The following is a 19,911-nucleotide window of genomic DNA, read 5'->3' as shown; positions in this document are numbered from 1 at the left end:
CCCTACTGCTTCTTGATCAGGCTCCACTTCGTGATCACGGCCTCGCTCATCTGGCCGGCATCGCTGGCGCAGGCGATCTCGTCGACCTTGACCGAGATCTCCTTGCCGACGAACGATTTCAGCTGTGCAGCCTGCGCATCGGTGGAGGTGACTAGCTGGAAGGTCTCCGGTCCGGTCTCGAGATTGCACAGCCCGTTCGGCGGCGGCAGGCGGCGCGGCTCGGAGGTGATCTGGTAGGTCGCGACGCGCTTGCCGTTCTTGACGTCGCGGACCTTCATCGCGTTCAGCTCGCCTGACAGCACGTCGCCGGTGTTGATCGGCTTGCCGGGCTTGGACGGCGGTGGCATCTCACCGCCCTGCTGCGCGGACATGGCCGGGGTCACAAGCATCATCATCGTCGCGACCAAAGCCGATCGTGTGGCGAAAAGTTTCGTCATGTCGTCCGTTCCGTGAAGTCTGGATGGCTAGAACAGGGTGCGCTGCCGCATCGCAGCCGATAGCGTACCTTCATCGAGATAATCAAGCTCGCCGCCGACAGGAACTCCGTGGGCGAGCCGCGTCACCTTCACATTGGCGTCCTGAAGCAGGTCGGTGATGTAATGCGCGGTGGTCTGGCCGTCGACCGTCGCATTCAGCGCCAGGATGATCTCGTGCACCTGCGAATCATGCGCGCGCGCCACCAGCGAATCGATGGTGAGATCCTGCGGACCGACGCCGTCGAGCGGCGACAATGTCGCGCCCAGCACATGATAGCGCCCCTGGGTGGCATTGGCCCGCTCCAGCGCCCAGAGGTCGGCGACGTCGGCGACGACGACGATGATGGAGGGATCGCGTTTCGGATCGGTGCAGACCGTGCAGGGATTTTGCGTGTCGATGTTGCCGCAGGTCTTGCAGACCTGGACCTTGTCCAGCGCGACCTGGAGGGCCGAAGACAGCGGCATCATCAGCGCTTCGCGCTTCTTGATCAGATGCAGCGCAGCGCGCCGCGCCGAGCGCGGACCGAGGCCCGGCAGCCGTGCGAGCAGCTGGACCAGCCGCTCGATCTCAGGACCTGCAACCGCGCCCATCTTACTGGCCGAACAACCCCGGTGGCAGGCCGAGCCCGCCCGTGAGGGCCTGCATCTTCTCCTGCATGGCGGTCTCGGCCTTGCGGCGGGCATCACTGAGCGCGGTGACGAGCAGGTCTTCCAGCACCTCGCGCTCTTCCGCCTTCATCAGCGAGGGATCGATCTTGATGCCCTTCACATCCATCTTCGCGGTCATGCGCACGGCGACGAGCCCGCCGCCGGAGATGCCTTCGACCTCGACGTTGGCGAGTTGCTCCTGCATCTCCTGCATCTTGGATTGCAGCTGTGCCGCCTGCTTCATCATGCCGAGAAAATCAGCCATGGGTCGGGTGTCCTTGAAAGAGGCTCAGGCGCTATGAATCATCATCGCGCCTTAGCATATTGTTTGCGCATGATCTTATCGGAAAACCGCTTCGCACTTTTCCGGATCATGCGCTAGAAATCGTCGCCGTCGGAACCGTCGGGCGGATCGTCACTGCCATAGTCGGCGTTAATATTGGTTTCCGGCGCCTCGGGGGCAAGCCTGCGAACCTCGACGACCTTTGCTCCGGGGAAGCGCGACAGCACCTCCTGCACGCGCGGATCGGCTTCCGCGGTACGGGCATGCTGCTGCTTGGCCGCCTGGTTCACCGAGCGCAGCGTCGGCTGGCCCTGCTCGTTGGAGACGATCACCGTCCAGCGGCGGCCGGTCCACAGCTCGAACTTCCTCGCGAGCTCGGAGATCATGGTCTTGGAGGCGTTGGGCTCGAGCGCGACTTCCAGCCGGCCCTCCTCGAAGCGGACGAGGCGCATGTCGCCTTCGAGCGCGCTCTTGGTCATGATGTCACGCTTCTGCCCGGCGAGCGCGACGAGCTGGGTGAAGCTGGTGATGCGCAGCTGCGGTGCCGCGGCTTGCGGATCCGGCACCGGGGCCGCCATCTGCGGCCGGGCCGCGCCACCGCCGAACGAAGAGGGCGAGGAGGTCGGCAAGCGAACGGGCGCCGCGGACGCAACCGGCGCCGAAGGCGCGCTGCGCGCCGCACTGCCGCCGCTCACGACCGGGGAACCGCCGCCGTTCTGCTCCAGCATCCTGATCGCTTCGTCCGGTGTCGGCAGGTCGGCGACATAGGCAATGCGCACCAGAACCATTTCCGCCGCGGCTGCGGGGCGCGTCGCGGCCTGCACCTCGGTGATGCCCTTGAGCAGCATCTGCCACATCCGCGACAGCACGCGCATGGAAATCTTGGACGCAAAGTCGCGCGCGCGCACCCGCTCGGTCTCGCCGTAGGCGACGTTGTCGGCGGTCGCCGGGATGACCTTCACGCGGGTGACGAAATTGACGAATTCGGCGAGGTCCGAGAGCACGACGATGGGATCGGCGCCGACGTCGTACTGCTCGCGGAACTCCTTGAATGCCGCGGCGATGTCGCCACGCACCAGCGAATCGAAGAGATCGATGACGCGGGTGCGGTCGGCGAGGCCCAGCATCTGCCGGACGGCATCGGCCTTGACGGTGCCGGCCGCGTGGGCGATCGCCTGGTCGAGCAGCGACAGCGAATCGCGCACGGAGCCTTCGGCTGCGCGCGCGATGATGCCGAGCGCCTCCGGCTCGATCTCGACGTTTTCCCTGGCCGCGATGTTGGCGAGGTGCTTCATCAGCACGTCCGCCTCGACCCGGCGCAGGTCGAAGCGCTGGCAGCGCGACAGCACGGTGACCGGAACCTTGCGGATCTCCGTCGTCGCGAACACGAACTTGGCGTGCTCCGGCGGCTCCTCCAGCGTCTTCAGGAAGGCGTTGAACGCCGCCGTCGACAGCATGTGAACTTCGTCGATGATGTAGACCTTGTAGCGAGCGCTGGCGGGGGCATAGCGCACGCTGTCATTGATCTGGCGGACGTCGTCGACGCCGGTGTGCGAGGCGGCGTCCATCTCCAGCACGTCCATGTGCCGGCTTTCCATGATCGCCTGGCAGTGCACGCCCAAGGTCGGCATGTGGATGGTCGGACCCTTCACCGAACCATCAGGCATCTCGTAGTTGAGCGCGCGGGCGAGGATGCGCGCGGTGGTGGTCTTGCCGACGCCGCGGACGCCGGTGAGGATCCAGGCCTGCGGAATGCGCCCGGTCTCGAACGCATTGGAGACGGTGCGGACCACCGCCTCCTGGCCGATCAGGTCGTCGAATGAGGAAGGACGGTATTTGCGCGCCAGCACCCGATAGGGTGTGCCCGGCTGGGCACCGAGGGCAAAGCCAGCCTGGCTGGCGCTATCGGGATTGGGAGGGGCGCCGGCGTCGGTCATCGGTCGATCCGCAATGAAATCTCTCTCGGCCGGCTCTTGCGGAAAGGAGCGCGCTGGCGGGACAACCGCCGGCGCAATTCGCTCGAAAAAACAGGTAGGAGACTGACGAGCGACCCGATCCGGACCTCGTTAGGGCTGCTTCCTTCCGGACCTGACCCGGTTGGCGAGTGGCTCGTCCACCGCCAATCTCCCGGTCCCTATTTGGGGCCAAAGGGAGCGGAAAGCAAGCGGGTATCGGATTGAACCAGATCGAGCTTGCCCAGTATCCGGGCAATTCCCGGCCTGCCCAGCCGACAGGCTGTGCTTTCACCGTGCGGACCACCTTGCTAAGAACGCCTGCCCGGAACTCCATCCAACCAGAAAAGCGATTGATCCTAATGGTTACACGTCGTGATGTTGCATCGATTGTCGGATTGGGCGCGGTGACAGCGGCCGCGCTGGCTTCGCCGGCCGTGGCCCAGACGGCCGATCCGAACGAATCGACCTTCGCCCGCATCCGCCGGACCAAGAAGATGCGGATCGGCGCGGTCGGCGGCGGCGCGCCCTATTACATGAAGGACCTCGCCTCCGGCCAGTGGAAGGGCTTCTACATCGACATCGCGAAGGGCCTCGCCGACGACATGGAGGCCGAGCTCGAGATCACCGAGACCACTTGGGGCAATTCGGTGCTCGACCTGCAGGCCAACAAGATCGACATCTTCTTCGGCCTCAACCCGACTCCGAAGCGCGCACTGGTGGTGGACTTCTCGGTGCCGGTCTTCAACAACGCGTTCGCCATCCTCTGCAAGAAGGACTTCAAGCCGAAGAGCTGGGCCGAATTGAACTCGCCCGACATCAAGATCGCGGTCGACCAGGGCTCCTCGCACGACCAGGTGGTCAGCCGCCTGACGCCGAAGGCGCAGATCACGCGGCTGAAGACCGCCGACGACGCCACCGCCGCGCTCCAGACCGGCCGCGTCGACGCGCAGTGCCTGATCACCATGCTGTCGCTGACCGTGCTGAAGAAGAATCCGTCGCTCGGCCAGCTCGTGCTTCCGACGCCGATCTTCGCCACCACGTCGAATGCCGGCTTCCGCCGCGAGACGGACAAGACCTGGCGCGACTACGTCAACACCTGGATCGACTTCAACAAGGGCCTCGGCTTCATCCGCAACGCGATCATCACCAACATGGAGTTGGTGGGCGTGACCGAGGCGGACATTCCGCCGGGCGTTTCGTTGTAATTCTCCCCTGTCATTCCGGGGCTCGCGCAGCGAGAACCCGGAATCTCGAGCTTCCGGGTTCGCCCTTCGGGCGCCCCGGAATGACGGTGCCAACGGCACCCACGACGAGTAAGACACACGCATGTATCAGTGGGACTTCGGCATCCTCTGGAGCTATCGCTGGCTCTTTCTCAACGGGCTCGGCGTCACCGTCGGCTTCACCATCGTCATCGTCGTATGCGGATTGCTGTTCGGCCTGTTGGGAGCGTTCGGCAGCCTGTCGCGCTTCAAGGCTTTGCGTCTTCTCGCCCTCACCTTCATCGAGGCGTTCCGCTGCACGCCGATCCTGGTGCAGCTGATCTGGTTCTATTACGCGCTGCCGATCCTCGCCGGCGTCGAGATGACGCCGATCACGGCTTCGGCGCTGGCGCTCTCGCTCTATGGCGGCTCGTTCTATTCGGAGATCATCCGCGGCGGCATCATCTCGATCGACAAGGGCCAGTCGGAGGCCGGCGCCGCGCTCGGCATGACGCCGGTCCAGACCATGCGGCGCATCGTGCTCCCGCAGGCGATCAAGCGCATGATTCCAGCGCTGATGAACCAGTCGATCATCCAGTTCAAGAACACCTCGCTGGTCTCGGTGCTGGCGGTGCCCGACCTCGTCTACCAGAGCCAGGTCGCGGCGCATGACAGCTATCGGCCGCTGGAGACCTACACCGCGGTCGCGGTCGCCTATGCCGCGATCCTGATTCCGCTCACCATCATCGTCCGCCGCGGCGAAAAGCGACTGGCGGTGAGCGAATGAGCGGCACGTCGAAAATCGAGATCCGGGCCTTGCGCAAGAGCTTTGGCAGCAACGAAGTCTTGAAGAACATCAATCTCGACGTCGCCAAGGGCGGCGTCGTGGCGCTGATCGGCCCGTCGGGGTCGGGCAAATCGACCCTGCTCCGCTGCATCAATCTGCTGGTGGTGCCGGACGGCGGCAACGTCCGCGTCGGCGATACGAGGTTTGCGTTCGGTGATGGTACGAAGCTTCCTGACACGAAGACTCTGGCAAAATTCCGGGCCACCACCGGAATGGTGTTCCAGCATTTCAACCTGTTCCCGCACATGACGACGCTGCAGAACGTCATGGAGGGACCAGTCACGGTGCGGCGCATGGCCAAGGCCGACGCCGAGAAGCTCGCGCGGGCGCAACTGGCCAAGGTCGGCCTTGCCGAAAAGGCAGATCAATATCCGGCGACGCTGTCCGGCGGCCAGAAGCAGCGCGTCGCCATCGCGCGGGCGCTCGCCATGGAGCCTGATGTCATGCTGTTCGACGAGGCGACGTCGGCGCTCGACCCTGAATTGGTCGGCGAGGTGCTGAACGTGATCCAGCAACTGGCGTCCGAAGGCATGACCATGGTGATCGTGACCCACGAGATCGCCTTTGCACGCGAGGTCGCCGACCGCCTGATCTTCATGCGCGACGGCGTCGTGGTCGAAGAGGGCCCGGCGCGGCAGGTGATCGACAATCCCAGGGAAGCCGCCACGCGCGCTTTCCTCAGCCATTTCCACCGCACCGGCGCGCTGCCGCCGGCCAACGCGACATCGTGATGCCTGATATCAACCGCGTCTATCTCGTCACCGGTGCCGCCAGTGGCATCGGCCGCGCCACGGCAAGACTTCTCGCCGCGCCCGGCACCGGGCTTGTGCTGCACACGCGCTCCAACGCAGAAGGCCTGGACGCCACCGCGGCGGAAGCCGGAGCGAACGGCGCTGTGGTCGCCAAATGTCTCGGCGATCTCGCCGAGGAAGCGGCCGTCACCGACGCCATCGCCGCCGCGCAAGCAGCCTTCGGCCGCCTCGACGGATTGGTCCTCGTCGGTGGCCATGCCCGCCGCGGCAGCGCGATCGGCACGCCAGCGGTCCAGTTTCGCCAAGCAATGGATGAATCGGCGCTGGCATTCACGCGGATGGTCGAGGCCGCGCTTCAGCTGCTGCGCGCGGGACGTGACGCGCGGATCGTTGCAGTCTCCTCCTTCGTGGCACATGCGATCCGCCCCGAATTCGCGCCGTTCGCCGCGACCGCCGCGAGCCGAGCCGCGCTGGAAGCGCTGGTGCGCCTCACCGCGATCGAGCTTGCGAAAGACGGCATCACCGTCAACGCGGTCGCGCCGGGCCTGATCGTCAAGGACAAGCCCAGCGAGAGCCGGCTCTCGCCCGAGCAGATCGCTGCCACCGAGGCGTTGATTCCGATGCGCCGCCGCGGGCGGCCGGAGGAAGTCGCCGAAATCATCGCCTTCCTGGCATCACCGAAGGCGTCCTACGTCACCGGCCAGGTCTGGCACGTCAATGGGGGCCTGACATGAACGAAGCAACCGTCGAACGCATCAGGCTGTTCCTGATCGAAAGCCCGATCAAGATGGCGCGCCTGCAGGGCGTCGGCAACGTCAAGGGCACCGTGAAGCGCGTGCTGATCGAGCTGACGTCCAGCGACGGCGTGGTCGGCTGGGGCGAGGCCGCGCCGTGGGAGGTCTTTACGGGAACGCCGGAAGCGGCCTTCTCGGCGCTTGATATCTATCTGCGCCCGGTCGTGCTCGGCAAGCCGGTGCGCCGCATCCGCGCGCTGATGTCCGAGCTCGACCGCGCACTGGTCGGACATGCCGAGGCCAAGGTCGGAATCGAGATGGCGTTGCTCGACATCGTCGGCAAGTCGTCGGGACTTTCGGTTGCCGACCTGCTCGGCGGCCGGGTGCGCGACACGATCCCGCTCTCCTTCTCGATTGCCGATCCGAATTTCGCCGCCGATCTCGAGCGCATGCGGAAAATGGTTCCGGACGGCAATGTCATCTACAAGGTCAAGACCGGCGTGAAGCCGCATCGTGAAGACCTCGATCATCTCGATGCGATCCGCAAGGAGTTCGGCGACAAGGTCGACCTGCGGGTCGACTACAACCAGGCGCTGGCGCCGTTCGGCGCCATCAAGATCCTGCGCGATGTCGAGGAATTTGCGCCGACCTTCATCGAGCAGCCGGTGCCGCGCAAATATCTGGACGTGATGGCGCAGCTCACCGCGGCGCTGGAAACGCCCGTGCTCGCCGACGAAAGCTGCTTCGACCGCCGCGACATGATGGAGGTGGTACGGCGCGAGGCGGCGGACGCGGTCTCGATCAAGCTGATGAAGGCTGGCGGCCTGTTCGAGGCGCAGGCCATCATGGCGATCGCCGACATCGCCGGCCTGCCCGGCTATGGCGGCACGCTGTGGGAGGGCGGCATCGGGCTTGCCGCCGGCACGCAGCTGATCGCGGCCACACCCGGCATCTCGCTTGGCTGCGAATTCTACATGCCACATCACGTGCTGACCGAGGACGTGCTGGAAGAGCGCGTTGCGAACCGAGCCGGCCACGTCGTGGTACCCGACGGCCCGGGCCTCGGCATCCGCGTCAGCGAGGCCTCGATCCGCGCCAATGCAAAGGTGCTGGCGGAGGCGTGAGAACGGTGCCACAGATCTGGTGTCGTCCCGGCGAACGCCGGGACCCATACCGCGTGATCTCTCGATAGGCGCAGATGACCGTACCGCAGAAAGACCCGTCACGACGAGCTTTCGCCAAACTTCTTCCTGTGGTTATAGGTCCCGGCGTTCGCCGGGACGACAGCAGAGCATGAGGCCCCTGCGGAGCCCCATCCTTCCCCTATTGGACTCCCTATCGTATGCTCGCGACCAACAAGCCCGCTCCCATCGGGCCATCCGGAAACGCATATGCCCGAACCCGCCTGGTCGCTGCACTCCCGCCTGAAAGAGGACACCATCGACATCGGCGATCTGCCGCTGTCGAAGGTGCTGGTCATCAAGGACGCGCATTATCCCTGGCTGCTGCTGGTGCCGCGACGGCCCGACGCGGTCGAGATCATCGATCTCGACGAGGTGCAGCAGGCGCAGCTGATGACCGAGATCTCCCGTGTCTCGCGCGCGCTGAAGGAGATCACCAAATGCGACAAGCTCAACATCGCCGCGCTCGGCAACCTCGTGCCGCAGCTTCACGTCCACATCATCGCGCGCCGGACCAGTGACGCGGCCTGGCCACGGCCCGTGTGGGGCGTGATGCAGCCTTTGGCCCATGACGCCACCGAGGTGCAGAATTTCATCAGCGCGCTTCGCCGCAAGATCTGGTTGGGTTGAAAGAACGAGAAATGTCAGCATTCGACGCGTTTCCGCTGGGGCAGCCGGCCTTCGTCACCAACATCCTCGACCGCGCCGCGCATCTGCGCCGCGACGACGAGAAGCTGTTCGCGCTGGAGCAGAAGCCGTCATCGCGCGCCTATGTGATCTATCGCGACTCGCTGCTGGTGAAGCGCGAGGGCGAGACGGTGCGCGCGCTGCTCTCGATCGACGAGGCGCTGAAGTGCGGCGCCAATCCCGGCACGATCTTCCTCGGGCTTCGCGATGGCGCGGCCGTGTTCGGGATGGGACTCTCGCAGGCCGCCGCCGAGAAGCTGGTCGGCCGGGAGGACTACACCATAACCGAGCTGCGCGGCATGGCGATGCAGGGGGCGCTTCCGCCGCAGGAGCTGTCGGCGATCGCGATGGCGAAGTCGATGGTGAGCTGGCATCAGCGCCACGGCTATTGCGCCAATTGCGGCACGCGTACCGCGATGAAGGAAGGCGGCTGGAAGCGCGACTGCCCGGCCTGCAAGGCCGAGCACTTTCCGCGCACCGACCCGGTCGTGATCATGCTGGTCGCCTCCGGCGACAGGTGCCTGCTCGGCCGCCAGAAGCAGTTTCCGCCCGGCATGTATTCCTGCCTCGCCGGCTTCGTCGAGGCGGCCGAGACCATCGAGGACGCGGTGCGCCGCGAAATCCTGGAAGAGTCCGGCATTCGCTGCACCGACGTGCAATATTACATGACCCAGCCTTGGCCCTATCCGTCATCGCTGATGATCGGCTGCAGCGCACGGGCGCTGAACGAGGACATCGTCGTCGATCGCATGGAGCTGGAAGACGCGCGTTGGTTCACGCGCGAGGAGGCGGCCCTGATGCTGACGCGGACGCATCCCGACGGGCTCGCCGGCCCGCATCCCTTCGCGATCGCTCATCATCTGCTCGGCCGCTGGGTGCACGACAAGAGCAGCACCTGAGTCGGGACCATCGATGGCCGGCATCGCGCCGCGCATTCTCTTCCATGGCGCCTCTACGCTCCGGCTTGCCAAGCGCGAGGGCGCGCGCGAGCCGTTACGATTCGCTGCGGCCGCCGCAGCGCTGAAATGCACCCGCCATGGCGCCGGCCTTGCTGCTCCGCAACGCATTGAAGTTGAAGACTTTTTACGGGACCGACCCTAGAGCAATTCCACTGCTCCGCGAAGATTATAGGCTTGCCGTGGAAGGATTTTCTCTATATCAGGGAAGTCAGCCCCATAAATGAAATAAAGTTCTTCAAATGACTGATGTTGCCGTTCAGGTTCCCGAGACCAGCCGCCGCCTCGATGCCATCGACCGCAAGATCCTGATGGTCCTTCAGGAGGATGCCTCCCTCTCGGTGGCCGAGATCGGCGACCGCGTCGGCCTGTCCTCGACCCCTTGCTGGAAGCGCATCCAGCGCCTGGAGGCCGACGGCGTGATCATCAAGCGCGTGGCGCTGGTCGACCAGAACAAGATCGGACTCGGCATTTCCGTGTTCGTGTCGGTCGAGAGCGCCGATCACTCGGACGCCTGGCTCAAGCGGTTCGCCGAAGCCGTCAGCGCCATGCCGGAGGTGATGGAGTTCTATCGCATGGCCGGCGACGTCGACTACATGCTGCGCGTGGTGGTCGCGGACATGCAGGCCTATGACGTGTTCTACAAGAAGCTGATCAGCGCGGTGCCGCTGAAGAACGTGACCTCGCGCTTCGCGATGGAGAAGATCAAGTCCGTTACCGCGTTGCCGATTCCCGCGGTGGTGACGGCCTGACGCCGATTCTCATTTTGACGCGCTTTCTTCACGCGAACCGGTATCCACTTCGCTCGAAGACGCTCTAAAGCGCGATGAGATCGGGATGGGCCTCATCATCGCGCTTTAGGTTGTTGTTTGGGCATGATCTTCTCGGAAAACCGCTTCACACTTTTCCGGATCATGCTTTAGACCGGCTGAAACACCGGAAGGGTGACGCTGACGCGCGTGCCTCCGTCCGGGGGCGCGCCGATCGCGATCGTCCCGCCATGGGCCTCGACCAGGCTGCGGACAACGGCGAGACCAAGACCGGCGCCGCCGGTTGCGCGATTGCGCGACTTCTCCAGCCGGTGGAACGGCTCGAGCACGGTCTGACGCTGATCGGCGGGAATCCCGGGACCCTCGTCGCCGATCGACACGACGACGGCACCGTCCTTCAGGGCCGTGCGCACATGCGCGGCATGGCCATAGGCGAGCGCGTTGTCGATGATGTTGGCGAAGACACGCCGCAGGGCGAGCCGGTCGCCGAGGACGACGACGTCGCGCGCACGCTCGTCCGTGACCAGATCGACCGCCGCGCCCTGAGCATGCCGGTCGTTCACCTCGACGGCCACCAGCGCGGCGAGCTCGACCATCTCCTGTGACAGTCCGCCGGCACCCGCCCGCGTCGACAGCAGCGCGTCATCGAGCAGGCGGATCATGTCGTCGATATCGGCGACCGCCCGCTGCCGCTCGGCATCATCGGGAATGTGCTCGACGCGCAGCCGCAACCGCGTTGCAAAAGTCCTGACGTCGTGGGCGATGCCGCCAACCAGCGTCATGCGCGCACGCAGCATCTCGGCAAGCCGCCCCTGCAAGCGGTTGAACGCGGCGATGACGGCGCGGATCTCCGGCGCGCTGCGTCGCGCATCCGGCAGCGGCGGCGGATCGGCCGACAGGTCGACACGATCGACGGCGGCGGCGAGCCGCGCCAGCGGCCGCGTCTCGCGCTGCATGACCAGCAGCGCCAGCAGCGCCACGATCGAGCCGAACAGGCCCGCGCCGAAGCCGACGGGCAGGCCGAACGGGGTCACCGGCAGGCGGGTATAGGCATCGATGACCAGCAACTCGCCGCTGCGCAGGCCAATGCGGAATTCGATCGCATTGGCCATCAGCCGCGCGAGGCGGGGAAACGCCCGGCTGCCCCGATGATCGGACGGCGGCACGATCTCAACGGGGCGGCCCGCAAGGCCGGCCGCATAGGTCTCGCGCAGTTCCTGCTGCTCCGGCGGCGTCTCGCCGCCGACCGGCGCGCCCGACGGCACGATGCGCACGGTGAACTGCGGCGAAGACACCGCATCGAGCACGGCCTGCCGTGAACCGGCGGCCGTTCGCTCCAGGAGCGTGGCCAGCGCATCGAGACGCGCGGGCGAAGGCCGTGTCAGCTCGTTTTCGCGGAGGGTCGTCCGGTAGAAGATCGCGACGACCACGATGGTCACCAGGGTAATCCCCACCAGTCCGATCAGGGCGAGCCGCGCGGCGAGCGTCACGCGCAGCATCACGACACCTGCTTGACGGTCGCGGTGAACAGATAGCCGCCGTTGCGCACCGTCGTGATCAGGTTGGAGCCGGGACTTGCACCGTCGAGCTTGCGGCGCAGCCGCGAGATCAGCATGTCGACGGTGCGGTCGAACGGCTCGGCCGAACGTCCGCGGGTCCAGTCGAGGATCTGGTCGCGCGTGAGCACCCTTCGCGGCCGCTGCACGAAGCAACCGAGCAGGTCGAACTCGGCGCTGGTCAATTGCAGCTCCGGCGCCTCGCCCCCGGTCGTCTCGACACTGCGCGCATCGAGATCGATCACGAAGCGGTCGAAGGCAAAACGCCGGACCAGCGGCTTTGCCGGAGTCCCGTTGGCACGGCGCAGAATGGCGCGAACCCGCGCCAGCAGCTCGCGCGGACCGAACGGCTTCGTCAGGTAATCGTCTGCGCCCATCTCGAGGCCGACCACGCGATCGATCTCGTCGCTCTTGGCGGTCAGCATCAGGATCGGGATGGCATCGTCGGCGCGCAAGCGGCGGCAGATCGAAAGCCCGTCCTCGCCCGGCAGCATCAAATCGAGGATGACGAGGTCGGGCCGCAGGCGCTGGAGCATCGAATCCATGGCCTTGCCGTCGGCGACGCAAGCGACCTCGAACCCCTCGCGCCGCATGAAGTCGGCAACGAGGCGGCTGATCTCGGGATCGTCCTCCACCATGAGAATCGTGGCTGCTTGCGCGTTCATGACTGCATTGTGGGCAACGGCTCGCGTCAAGCAAGGGCGCGGGCGCCGTTGTTACATAGTGTTACACGGGTCGGACAAAGCCATAACAATCGTTTCGTTCCGGCAATGCGCCGCAGACGCGGCACGACCAGTCTCCTCCTCATGGCTCCCGCTCACGGCAGCCCCCAGAAGGAGACGACGACCATGACCAAGCTTTTCCTTACCTCCCTCGTCATCGGCACCCTGTCGGTCGCCGCGGCGGCCGACGCCAACGCCTGGACGCGGTCGGCAACGGCGAGCGGGCCGCGCGGCACCTCCAGCGTCACCGCGACCGGCGGCTGCGCCAACGGAAGCTGCACGCGCAACGTCACCCGCACCGGCCCGGCTGGCAACACCTACACCCGCTCCGGCACGATCTCGCGCTGAGCGGGCCGGACCGTCGCCGCACCCAGCCCCGGGCGGCGACGGTCCATCACTTCAGACCAGAAAGGACGGCATCGTGTCATCGATTTTCCGTGTCCTGCCGCGAACTGCGGCCATCGTCGCGCTCGGCGTTTCGACGTCCGCATTCGCCCAGAGCCAGCTGCAAACGCAGATCACGCCGCAGATGCGCAGCGAAGCGCAAACCGTCATGCAGGCCTGCCGCGCCGACCATGACCGCCTTTGCAGCGACGTCGCGCCGGGTGGTGGACGCATCCTCGCCTGCCTGCAATCTCACGCCGGCCAGCTCACCTCGGCCTGCGCACGAGCCCTGCCCCGTGCGCAGGCGCTGAGGGACAGCGCCGTCGCCACCGGCGTCGCCCCGAAATAGGAGGACACCGTGGCTTATGCTTCTCTCCTGCTCGACCCAACGCTCCGGTACATGGTCCTGGCGACGGCGATCGGCCTGATGCTGCTCGAATACGGCATCGGCCGGCTTGCCCATCGCGACACCCACGACTGGCGCGAGAGCGCTGCCTCTTTCGGCGTGGCCCTCGGACAGAACCTGCTGCGCGCGGTCGAGGCAGGCCTGCTCGCGATGCCGTTCGCGTTCCTGTACGAGCACCGCCTGTTCGACTTCGCGCAGACCGGTCCGATCGCACTCGCAGGGTTATTCCTGGGCAGCGAGTTCCTGTATTATTGGCAGCATCGCGCCTCGCATCGCATTCGCTGGATGTGGGCGACGCATGCAGTGCATCACTCGACGACGCGACTGAATTTGACTGCGGCGATCCGGCTCGGCTGGACCGGAAACGTCTCGGGCAACTTCCTGTTCTTCCTGCCACTGGCGCTGATCGGATTTCATCCGTTCGCGATCGTGGCAATGCTCGGCATCAACCTGCTCTATCAGTTCTTCATCCACAGCCAGTTCGGGCCGAAGCTCGGCGTCCTGGAATGGGTCCTCAACACGCCGAGCCACCATCGCGTGCACCATGCCTGCAATGAGCCGTGCCTCGACAAGAACTACGGCGGCATCCTGATCGTGTTCGACCGCCTGTTCGGGACCTTTGCCGAGCGGCCCTCCGACCAGCCGCTCCGGTTCGGCCTCGTCGGCGGCGTGCAATCCTTCAACCCGATCCGGATTGCGCTCGGCGAATGGATCGCGATGCTGGGCGACGCCTGGAAGGCACAGGGTGCGGGCGCGAAGCTCCGCGCGCTGTTCGGCCCGCCCGGAGGCTGAGCGCGTTAGCGCTCAGATCTTCTGGTTGTACTCGCCGACCTCGGGATGCGTGCGCAGCACGCTGTTCACCATCTCGAACATGTCGTGCATGCGCTGCTCGGAGACCGGGCTCTCGACCACGACGACGAGTTCCGGCTTGTTGGAGGAGGCGCGCACCAGGCCCCAGCTGCCGTCCTCGACCGTGACGCGAACACCGTTGACGGTGACGAGATCGCGGATCGCCTGCCCGCCGATCTTGGCGCCCTTCGCCTGCAAGCCCTCGAAGTGCTTCACGACCTTGTCGATGACGCCGTATTTGACCTCGTCGGCGCAATGCGGCGACATGGTCGGCGACGACCAGGTCTTCGGCAGCGCGTTCTTCAGGTCGGCCATCGACTTGCCGGGCGCGCGGTCGAGCATGTCGCAGATCGCGATCGCCGAGACCAGGCCGTCGTCATAGCCGCGTCCATACGGCTTGTTGAAGAAGAAATGGCCGGACTTCTCGAACCCCGCCAGCGCGCCCGTCTCGTTGGTGCGGCGCTTCATGTAGGAATGGCCGGTCTTCCAATAAGCGGTCTTCGCGCCCTGCTTCTGCAGCACGGGATCGGTGACGAAGAGGCCGGTCGATTTCACGTCGACGATGAACTGTGCGTCCTTGTGGATCGCCGACATGTCGCGCGCCAGCATGACGCCGACCTTGTCGGCGAAGATCTCCTCGCCGGTGTCGTCCACGACGCCGCAGCGGTCGCCGTCACCGTCGAAGCCGAGGCCGACATCGGCCTTGTGATGCAGCACCGCGTCGCGGATCGCGTGCAGCATCTCCATGTCCTCGGGGTTCGGATTGTATTTCGGGAAGGTATGGTCGAGCTCGGTATCGAGCGGGATCACCTCGCAGCCGATCGCCTCCAGCACCTGCGGCGCGAACGCGCCGGCGGTGCCGTTGCCGCAGGCCGCGACGACCTTGAGCTTACGCTTGAGCTTCGGACGATTGGTGAGATCGGCAATGTAGCGCGCCGGATAGTTCTCGTGGAACTGGTAGGAGCCGCCCGCCTTGTTCTTGAGCTCCGCGTTGAGCACGATCTCCTTCAGCCGCGTCATCTCGTCGGGGCCGAAGGTCAGCGGGCGGTTGGCGCCCATCTTGACGCCGGTCCAGCCATTGTCGTTGTGCGAGGCCGTGACCATGGCGACGCAGGGCACATCCAGGTCGAACTGCGCGAAATAGGCCATTGGCGTCACCGCGAGGCCGATATCGTGCACCTTGCATCCCGCCGCCATCAGGCCGGAGATCAGCGCATACTTGATCGAGGCCGAATAGCCGCGGAAATCATGACCGGTGACGATCTCCTGCCTGACGCCGAGCTCGGCGATCAGCGCGCCCAGCCCCATGCCGAGCGCCTGCACACCCATCAGGTTGATTTCCTTCTGGAACAACCAGCGCGCGTCGTACTCGCGAAAGCCCGTCGGCTTCACCATCGGCTCGGATTCGAAGGCGTAGGTGTTTGGCAACAGTACGGATTTCGGCTTCGGGAACATTGAGGCGGTCTCGTTAAAAAGGGGCGGGATTTGCTGCAGCCTAAGCGAATGCCCGGCCGCAGCGGAAGGCGGGATTGAAGGCTTATGGCCGATAATTGCGGCAGATTGGTAACGAAGCAGGGGCTCGCGGCGCGATATAAGTGACTGACCAGAACGGGCTAGCTCTGGAGCCGTGCAAGCTCCTCTTCAAGGACCTCCTTGAGAGGTGGCAGAGCCTGCTGAACAGTCTCCCAGACGAGATGGGCTGCAACGTCCTCATAATTGTGTCGATAGACGTTGCCCGCCGCCGCCATCTGCCTCCAGGCGATCGTCGGATGCCTCGATTTCACATCATCGGGCAGGCGGCGAGATGCCTCTGAAATAATCTCCAGGCATCGTGTAACCGCATAGACCGTCCGCAGGTCCGCGGCGAAAGCATTGCGATCAAGGCCTGCGGCGAACTGGATCGCCAAATCGATGTGATGCAGGATGTCCTGGAGAATCCCGCCGACGCGATCAGAAGGCATAGATTGCGTCGGCCGTGGCGGCGGGAGCGACGTATGACTTCAGGGCGTCGCGGTTGACGACGTCAACGGGCTCGTCAAACAGCCTGGCAATATACTCCTTGAGCTCGACATAATCGAAGACCGTGATCCGCGCATCGGGATCAATCTCGACCATGATATCGAGGTCGCTGCCGGAATGATTTTCACCCCTCGCCACCGACCCGAACAACGCGGCATGCACAACGCCCCGCTGGCGCAGGGCAGGCTCGAACTGTCGCAGAATCGCTATCGCATCGGGGCCGTTCATGGATGGAATATAGCACCCCGCCCGCCCCGGCGGGAGGCCCTCCTTCGGGCGCGACGGCGAGCCTACTGCTCCAGCACCATCTGACCGTTGGAATATTCGAAGCGCCTCAGGCGCGACAGGAAGGAGAGGCCGAGCAGGTTCTCCGACAAGGCCGCGTCCGGCAGCACCATGGCATCGACGTCGCGCACGATGAGGCCGCCGACGTCGAGCATGGCGATACGGGTGCGCGCGGCCTTGATGGTGCCGTTGGCCGTGGAGACGGTGGCGGTGTACTCGCCGCGCGAGGGGCGCAGGCCGAAGCGGGCAGCCGAGGTCTCGTTCAGCGCCACGACGGAGGCGCCGGTATCGATCATGAAGCCGATGCGCTGGCCGTCGATCCGGCCCTCGGTCTGGAAATGACCGCGGACGTCGCGCGGGATGCTAAGGCTGCGGCCGCCGCCGGCCGGGGCGGTGGAGGCAACGGCCACCGTCGTGCGGGGGACCGAGGTGGCGGAGGCGGAGCTCATCTTGTCCGCCATCTGGGCCATGAAGGTGCCGAGGCCGATCATCACGGCCGCGAAGATCATAATGTTACGCATCACACCACTTCCGAGCCGGAAAGCTCGATTTCATCACGCAGCGTGCCCGGCGGCGAGCGAAGCCGCGGTCAGTACGCTGCTATTTTGACGAAAAGCATGAGCGGACGGTTAATACGCGAATCGAACTTTCACGTCCCGCGCGGCTTCGCCCGCCGGGTCGGCAGCGCATTGGCAGGATCATCCGGCCAGGGGTGGCGCGGATAACGGCCGCGCAGGTCGGAGCGGACCGCGGCGTAGCTGCCGCGCCAGAAGCCGGGGAGATCGCGCGTCACCTGCACCGGACGCTGCGCTGGCGACAGCAATTCCAGCACCAGCGGCACCTTGCCCGCGGCGATCGAGGGATGGGTGTTGAGGCCGAACAGTTCCTGGAGCCGCACCGCGATGGTCGGCCCCTGCTCGGCCTCGTAGTCAATCGCGAGCGCGCTTCCGGTCGGCGCTTCGAAATGGGTCGGTGCCTCGCGATCCAGCCGCGCGCGCATGTCCCAAGGCAGCAGGGCCATCAACGCGTCGGAGAGATCGCCCGCCGAGATGTCCTTGAGGGCGATCTTGTCGTAGAGCGCCGGCACCAGCCAATCCTCGCGCCGCGCGATCAGCCCGTCGTCGGAGAGATCGGGCCAGGCCTCACCCTCGGCCTTGCGCAAGAACATCACGCGGTCGCGCCATTGTTTTGCGGTCTTCGACCAGGGCAGCCGGTCGATACCGGCGGCGATCAACCCATCGGCAAGGATGCGCGCGGTGTCCTCCGAGGGCGACACGGCAAGTGTCGCCTCGGACAGCGTGATGGCATGCAGCACGCGTCTGCGCCGCGCGCGCAGCGCCATCGCGCCGCGATCGAACGAGATCTCATCGGCGGTCTCGATATGCTCGGCGAAATGCCGCTCGATCTCGTCCTGGGTGATTTGCGCAGCGAGCAGGATGCGTCCGCTCGCCGCCGTCCCCGTCATCTCGCCGATCGCGATGTAGGGCGCGCGGGCGAGCGAGGAGGTCTGCTCGACGGAAGCGCCGCGGCCGTTGGCGAGCACGAAACTGCCATTGCCGCGGTTGCGCGCGACACGGTCCGGAAAGGCATAGGCGAGCATCAGGCCGGTCGAGAGATCCTCGTGCTGCCCCGCCTTCTCCGACGCCGCGACCTGCGAGGCCCAGCGCCGCGCCAGGTCGCGCGCGCTGGACGCACGCGGCGAGCGGTCGCGGCGGAACTGGTCGCGCCGGTGCTCGAGATCGACACTGTCGCCGCCGAGCCCACGCTCGGTGATGATGGCGGCGATCTCGGCGGCGGCCTCGCCGCTGCCCGCGCGATGCGAATCCACGATCATGCGCGCCAGCCGCGGCGGCAGCGCCAGCGAACGCAGCCTCTTGCCCTCGGCGGTGATGCGGCCGTCGGCGTCGAGCGCGTTGAGCTCGGTCAGCAGGCTCTTCGCTTCCTTCCAGGCCGGCCCGGGCGGCGGATCGAGGAACGACAGTGCGGCGGGATCGCTGACGCCCCATTGCGCGAGATCGAGCACCAGCGAGGACAGATCGGCGCTGAGGATTTCCGGCTGGGTGTAGGGCGCAAGCGCGGCCGTCTGCGGCTCGTCCCAGAGCCGGTAGCAGACACCGGGCTCGGTGCGGCCGGCGCGGCCGCGGCGCTGGTCCACCGCCGCGCGCGAGGCGCGCACGGTCTCGAGCCGGGTCAAGCCGATGTCGGGCTCGTAACGCGGCACGCGGGCAAGACCGGAATCGACCACGATGCGCACGCCTTCGATCGTGAGCGAGGTCTCGGCGATCGAGGTCGCCAGCACCACCTTGCGCGAGCCCTTGGGCGCCGGCGCGATGGCGCGGTCCTGCACGGCGGCATCGAGCGCGCCGAACAACGGCACGATCTCGATGGAGGCGTCGTGCACGCGCTCGCCGAGAAAGGTCTGGGTGCGGCGGATCTCTGCGGCGCCCGGCAGGAACGCCAGCACCGAGCCGCTGTCGGAGCGCAGCGCGGACGCAATCGCGTCAGCCATCTGCCGCTCGATCGGCGCATCGGCCTTGCGGCCGAGATAACGCGTCTCGACCGGAAAGGCGCGGCCCTCGCTTTCGACGACGGGCGCATCGCCGAGCAGCTTTGCCACGCGCGCGCCGTTGAGCGTGGCCGACATCACGAGGATGCGGAGATCCTCGCGCAGGCCGGTTTGCGCATCGCGGGCAAGCGCGAGGCCGAGATCGGCGTCGAGCGAGCGCTCGTGAAATTCGTCGAACAGGATCGCGGCAACGCCCGACAGTTCGGGGTCGTCGAGAATCTGGCGGGTGAAGATGCCTTCGGTCACCACCTCGATGCGCGTCGCGCGCGAGATCTTCGAGCCGAAGCGGACGCGATAGCCGACGGTCTCGCCGGCCCGCTCGCCGAGCGATTTGGCCATGCGATCGGCACTGGCCCGCGCCGCGATGCGCCGCGGCTCCAGCACGATGATCTTCTTGTCCTTCGCCCAGGGCGCATCCAGCAGCGCCAGCGGCACGCGCGTGGTCTTGCCGGCGCCGGGCGGCGCCACCAGCACGGCGGCGCTGTTGGCCTCCAGCGTGCGCGACAAATCGTCGAGCACGGCATCGATCGGGAGGGGCGTGTCGAAGCTGCGGGGCAAGGTCTATCCACTCGTCATGCCCGACCTTCGTGCCGGGCATTCACGTTCTTTCAGGCGAGAGTGAACAAGACGTGG

Annotated in this window: 22 protein-coding genes, 1 other RNA gene and 1 pseudogene; 12 read left to right on the top strand and 12 right to left on the bottom strand. The window is 65.9% G+C overall.

Annotated features, from left to right (window positions below; translation table 11 throughout):
- Positions 1–2 precede the first annotated feature (2 nt).
- The 5 genes from AC1RQP_RS38695 to ffs all read right to left on the bottom strand — a co-directional run bounded on the left by AC1RQP_RS38695 (position 3) and on the right by ffs (position 3,535).
- Entirely contained in the window at positions 3–437 is a 435-nt protein-coding gene (locus AC1RQP_RS38695; RefSeq protein WP_492942860.1) for a hypothetical protein, read from the bottom strand.
- 27 nt (positions 438–464) lie between these two features.
- A complete protein-coding gene (gene recR, locus AC1RQP_RS38690) occupies positions 465–1,067 on the bottom strand; it encodes a recombination mediator RecR (RefSeq protein ID WP_124161651.1) in 603 nt (200 codons plus the stop codon).
- A 1-nt stretch (position 1,068) separates the two neighbouring features.
- The gene (locus AC1RQP_RS38685; RefSeq protein ID WP_028176358.1) at positions 1,069–1,389 is read right to left on the bottom strand and encodes a YbaB/EbfC family nucleoid-associated protein; all 321 of its coding nucleotides are present in this window, start codon (positions 1,387–1,389) and stop codon (positions 1,069–1,071) included.
- 113 nt (positions 1,390–1,502) lie between these two features.
- Positions 1,503–3,344 carry a DNA polymerase III subunit gamma/tau gene (locus AC1RQP_RS38680; protein ID WP_492942857.1) on the bottom strand — a complete coding sequence of 614 codons (1,842 nt, stop codon included), beginning with the start codon at positions 3,342–3,344 and terminating at the stop codon, positions 1,503–1,505.
- A gap of 94 nt (positions 3,345–3,438) precedes the next feature.
- Positions 3,439–3,535: signal recognition particle sRNA small type (ffs, locus tag AC1RQP_RS38675), an RNA gene on the bottom strand.
- Between the two features lie 186 nt (positions 3,536–3,721).
- Here ffs and AC1RQP_RS38670 point away from each other — a divergent pair.
- The 9 genes and pseudogenes from AC1RQP_RS38670 (at position 3,722) to AC1RQP_RS38630 (ending at position 10,473) form a co-directional block, all read left to right on the top strand.
- Positions 3,722–4,567, top strand: coding sequence for a transporter substrate-binding domain-containing protein (locus AC1RQP_RS38670; RefSeq protein ID WP_131871811.1), 846 nt, complete (start codon positions 3,722–3,724; stop codon positions 4,565–4,567).
- 121 nt (positions 4,568–4,688) lie between these two features.
- The gene (locus tag AC1RQP_RS38665) at positions 4,689–5,351 is read left to right on the top strand and encodes an amino acid ABC transporter permease (RefSeq protein WP_239627850.1); all 663 of its coding nucleotides are present in this window, start codon (positions 4,689–4,691) and stop codon (positions 5,349–5,351) included.
- The gene (locus AC1RQP_RS38660; protein ID WP_492942855.1) at positions 5,348–6,142 is read left to right on the top strand and encodes an amino acid ABC transporter ATP-binding protein; all 795 of its coding nucleotides are present in this window, start codon (positions 5,348–5,350) and stop codon (positions 6,140–6,142) included. Before AC1RQP_RS38665 ends, AC1RQP_RS38660 begins: the two co-directional genes overlap by 4 nt.
- Positions 6,142–6,897 carry an SDR family NAD(P)-dependent oxidoreductase gene (locus AC1RQP_RS38655; protein ID WP_492942853.1) on the top strand — a complete coding sequence of 252 codons (756 nt, stop codon included), beginning with the start codon at positions 6,142–6,144 and terminating at the stop codon, positions 6,895–6,897. The genes AC1RQP_RS38660 and AC1RQP_RS38655 overlap by 1 nt, the downstream gene beginning before the upstream one ends.
- Positions 6,894–8,021 carry a muconate cycloisomerase family protein gene (locus tag AC1RQP_RS38650; RefSeq protein WP_492942851.1) on the top strand — a complete coding sequence of 376 codons (1,128 nt, stop codon included), beginning with the start codon at positions 6,894–6,896 and terminating at the stop codon, positions 8,019–8,021. Before AC1RQP_RS38655 ends, AC1RQP_RS38650 begins: the two co-directional genes overlap by 4 nt.
- 267 nt (positions 8,022–8,288) lie before the next feature.
- On the top strand, positions 8,289–8,708 hold the full coding sequence (locus AC1RQP_RS38645) for an HIT domain-containing protein (protein ID WP_239627857.1): 420 nt from the start codon (positions 8,289–8,291) through the stop codon (positions 8,706–8,708).
- 11 nt (positions 8,709–8,719) lie between these two features.
- Positions 8,720–9,664: an NAD(+) diphosphatase gene (gene nudC, locus AC1RQP_RS38640; RefSeq protein ID WP_492942849.1), complete on the top strand. Its 945-nt coding sequence runs from the start codon at positions 8,720–8,722 to the stop codon at positions 9,662–9,664.
- Positions 9,665–9,701: 37 nt separating this feature from the next.
- Positions 9,702–9,866, top strand: a pseudogene (locus tag AC1RQP_RS38635) (sugar kinase); the annotation flags it as partial.
- Between the two features lie 97 nt (positions 9,867–9,963).
- Positions 9,964–10,473 carry an Lrp/AsnC family transcriptional regulator gene (locus tag AC1RQP_RS38630; protein WP_197966480.1) on the top strand — a complete coding sequence of 170 codons (510 nt, stop codon included), beginning with the start codon at positions 9,964–9,966 and terminating at the stop codon, positions 10,471–10,473.
- A 167-nt stretch (positions 10,474–10,640) separates the two neighbouring features.
- Here AC1RQP_RS38630 and AC1RQP_RS38625 read toward each other — a convergent pair whose 3' ends face one another.
- Both AC1RQP_RS38625 and AC1RQP_RS38620 read right to left on the bottom strand, forming a co-directional pair.
- The gene (locus AC1RQP_RS38625) at positions 10,641–11,990 is read right to left on the bottom strand and encodes a sensor histidine kinase (RefSeq protein ID WP_239627862.1); all 1,350 of its coding nucleotides are present in this window, start codon (positions 11,988–11,990) and stop codon (positions 10,641–10,643) included.
- Positions 11,990–12,712, bottom strand: a complete 723-nt coding sequence (locus AC1RQP_RS38620) for a response regulator (protein WP_239627864.1) — start codon at positions 12,710–12,712, stop codon at positions 11,990–11,992. The genes AC1RQP_RS38625 and AC1RQP_RS38620 overlap by 1 nt, the downstream gene beginning before the upstream one ends.
- Positions 12,713–12,895: 183 nt before the next feature.
- On the opposite strand from AC1RQP_RS38620, the gene AC1RQP_RS38615 reads away from it, so the two are divergent.
- From AC1RQP_RS38615 to AC1RQP_RS38605, 3 genes are all read left to right on the top strand, one after another.
- Positions 12,896–13,117, top strand: a complete 222-nt coding sequence (locus AC1RQP_RS38615; RefSeq protein ID WP_131871821.1) for a hypothetical protein — start codon at positions 12,896–12,898, stop codon at positions 13,115–13,117.
- Between the two features lie 73 nt (positions 13,118–13,190).
- Positions 13,191–13,502 carry a cysteine rich repeat-containing protein gene (locus tag AC1RQP_RS38610; RefSeq protein WP_239627865.1) on the top strand — a complete coding sequence of 104 codons (312 nt, stop codon included), beginning with the start codon at positions 13,191–13,193 and terminating at the stop codon, positions 13,500–13,502.
- Positions 13,503–13,511: 9 nt separating this feature from the next.
- Positions 13,512–14,351, top strand: a complete 840-nt coding sequence (locus tag AC1RQP_RS38605) for a sterol desaturase family protein (protein ID WP_492942845.1) — start codon at positions 13,512–13,514, stop codon at positions 14,349–14,351.
- A 12-nt stretch (positions 14,352–14,363) separates the two neighbouring features.
- Here AC1RQP_RS38605 and AC1RQP_RS38600 read toward each other — a convergent pair whose 3' ends face one another.
- From AC1RQP_RS38600 to hrpB, 5 genes are all read right to left on the bottom strand, one after another.
- A complete protein-coding gene (locus tag AC1RQP_RS38600) occupies positions 14,364–15,863 on the bottom strand; it encodes a phosphomannomutase/phosphoglucomutase (protein ID WP_492942843.1) in 1,500 nt (499 codons plus the stop codon).
- Positions 15,864–16,021: 158 nt separating this feature from the next.
- Positions 16,022–16,369: a HepT-like ribonuclease domain-containing protein gene (locus tag AC1RQP_RS38595; protein WP_492942841.1), complete on the bottom strand. Its 348-nt coding sequence runs from the start codon at positions 16,367–16,369 to the stop codon at positions 16,022–16,024.
- On the bottom strand, positions 16,359–16,655 hold the full coding sequence (locus AC1RQP_RS38590) for a nucleotidyltransferase family protein (RefSeq protein ID WP_028176374.1): 297 nt from the start codon (positions 16,653–16,655) through the stop codon (positions 16,359–16,361). The genes AC1RQP_RS38595 and AC1RQP_RS38590 overlap by 11 nt, the downstream gene beginning before the upstream one ends.
- Positions 16,656–16,717: 62 nt before the next feature.
- On the bottom strand, positions 16,718–17,233 hold the full coding sequence (locus tag AC1RQP_RS38585; RefSeq protein ID WP_492942839.1) for a TIGR02281 family clan AA aspartic protease: 516 nt from the start codon (positions 17,231–17,233) through the stop codon (positions 16,718–16,720).
- Positions 17,234–17,361: 128 nt separating this feature from the next.
- Positions 17,362–19,836, bottom strand: a complete 2,475-nt coding sequence (hrpB, locus tag AC1RQP_RS38580) for an ATP-dependent helicase HrpB (RefSeq protein WP_492942837.1) — start codon at positions 19,834–19,836, stop codon at positions 17,362–17,364.
- Positions 19,837–19,911: the final 75 nt, after the last annotated feature.

This window comes from Bradyrhizobium sp. GW821-FHT13H06, assembly GCF_058803975.1.
Note: the sequence above shows the minus strand (reverse complement) of the source record. Positions and strands in the feature narration are given on the sequence as shown.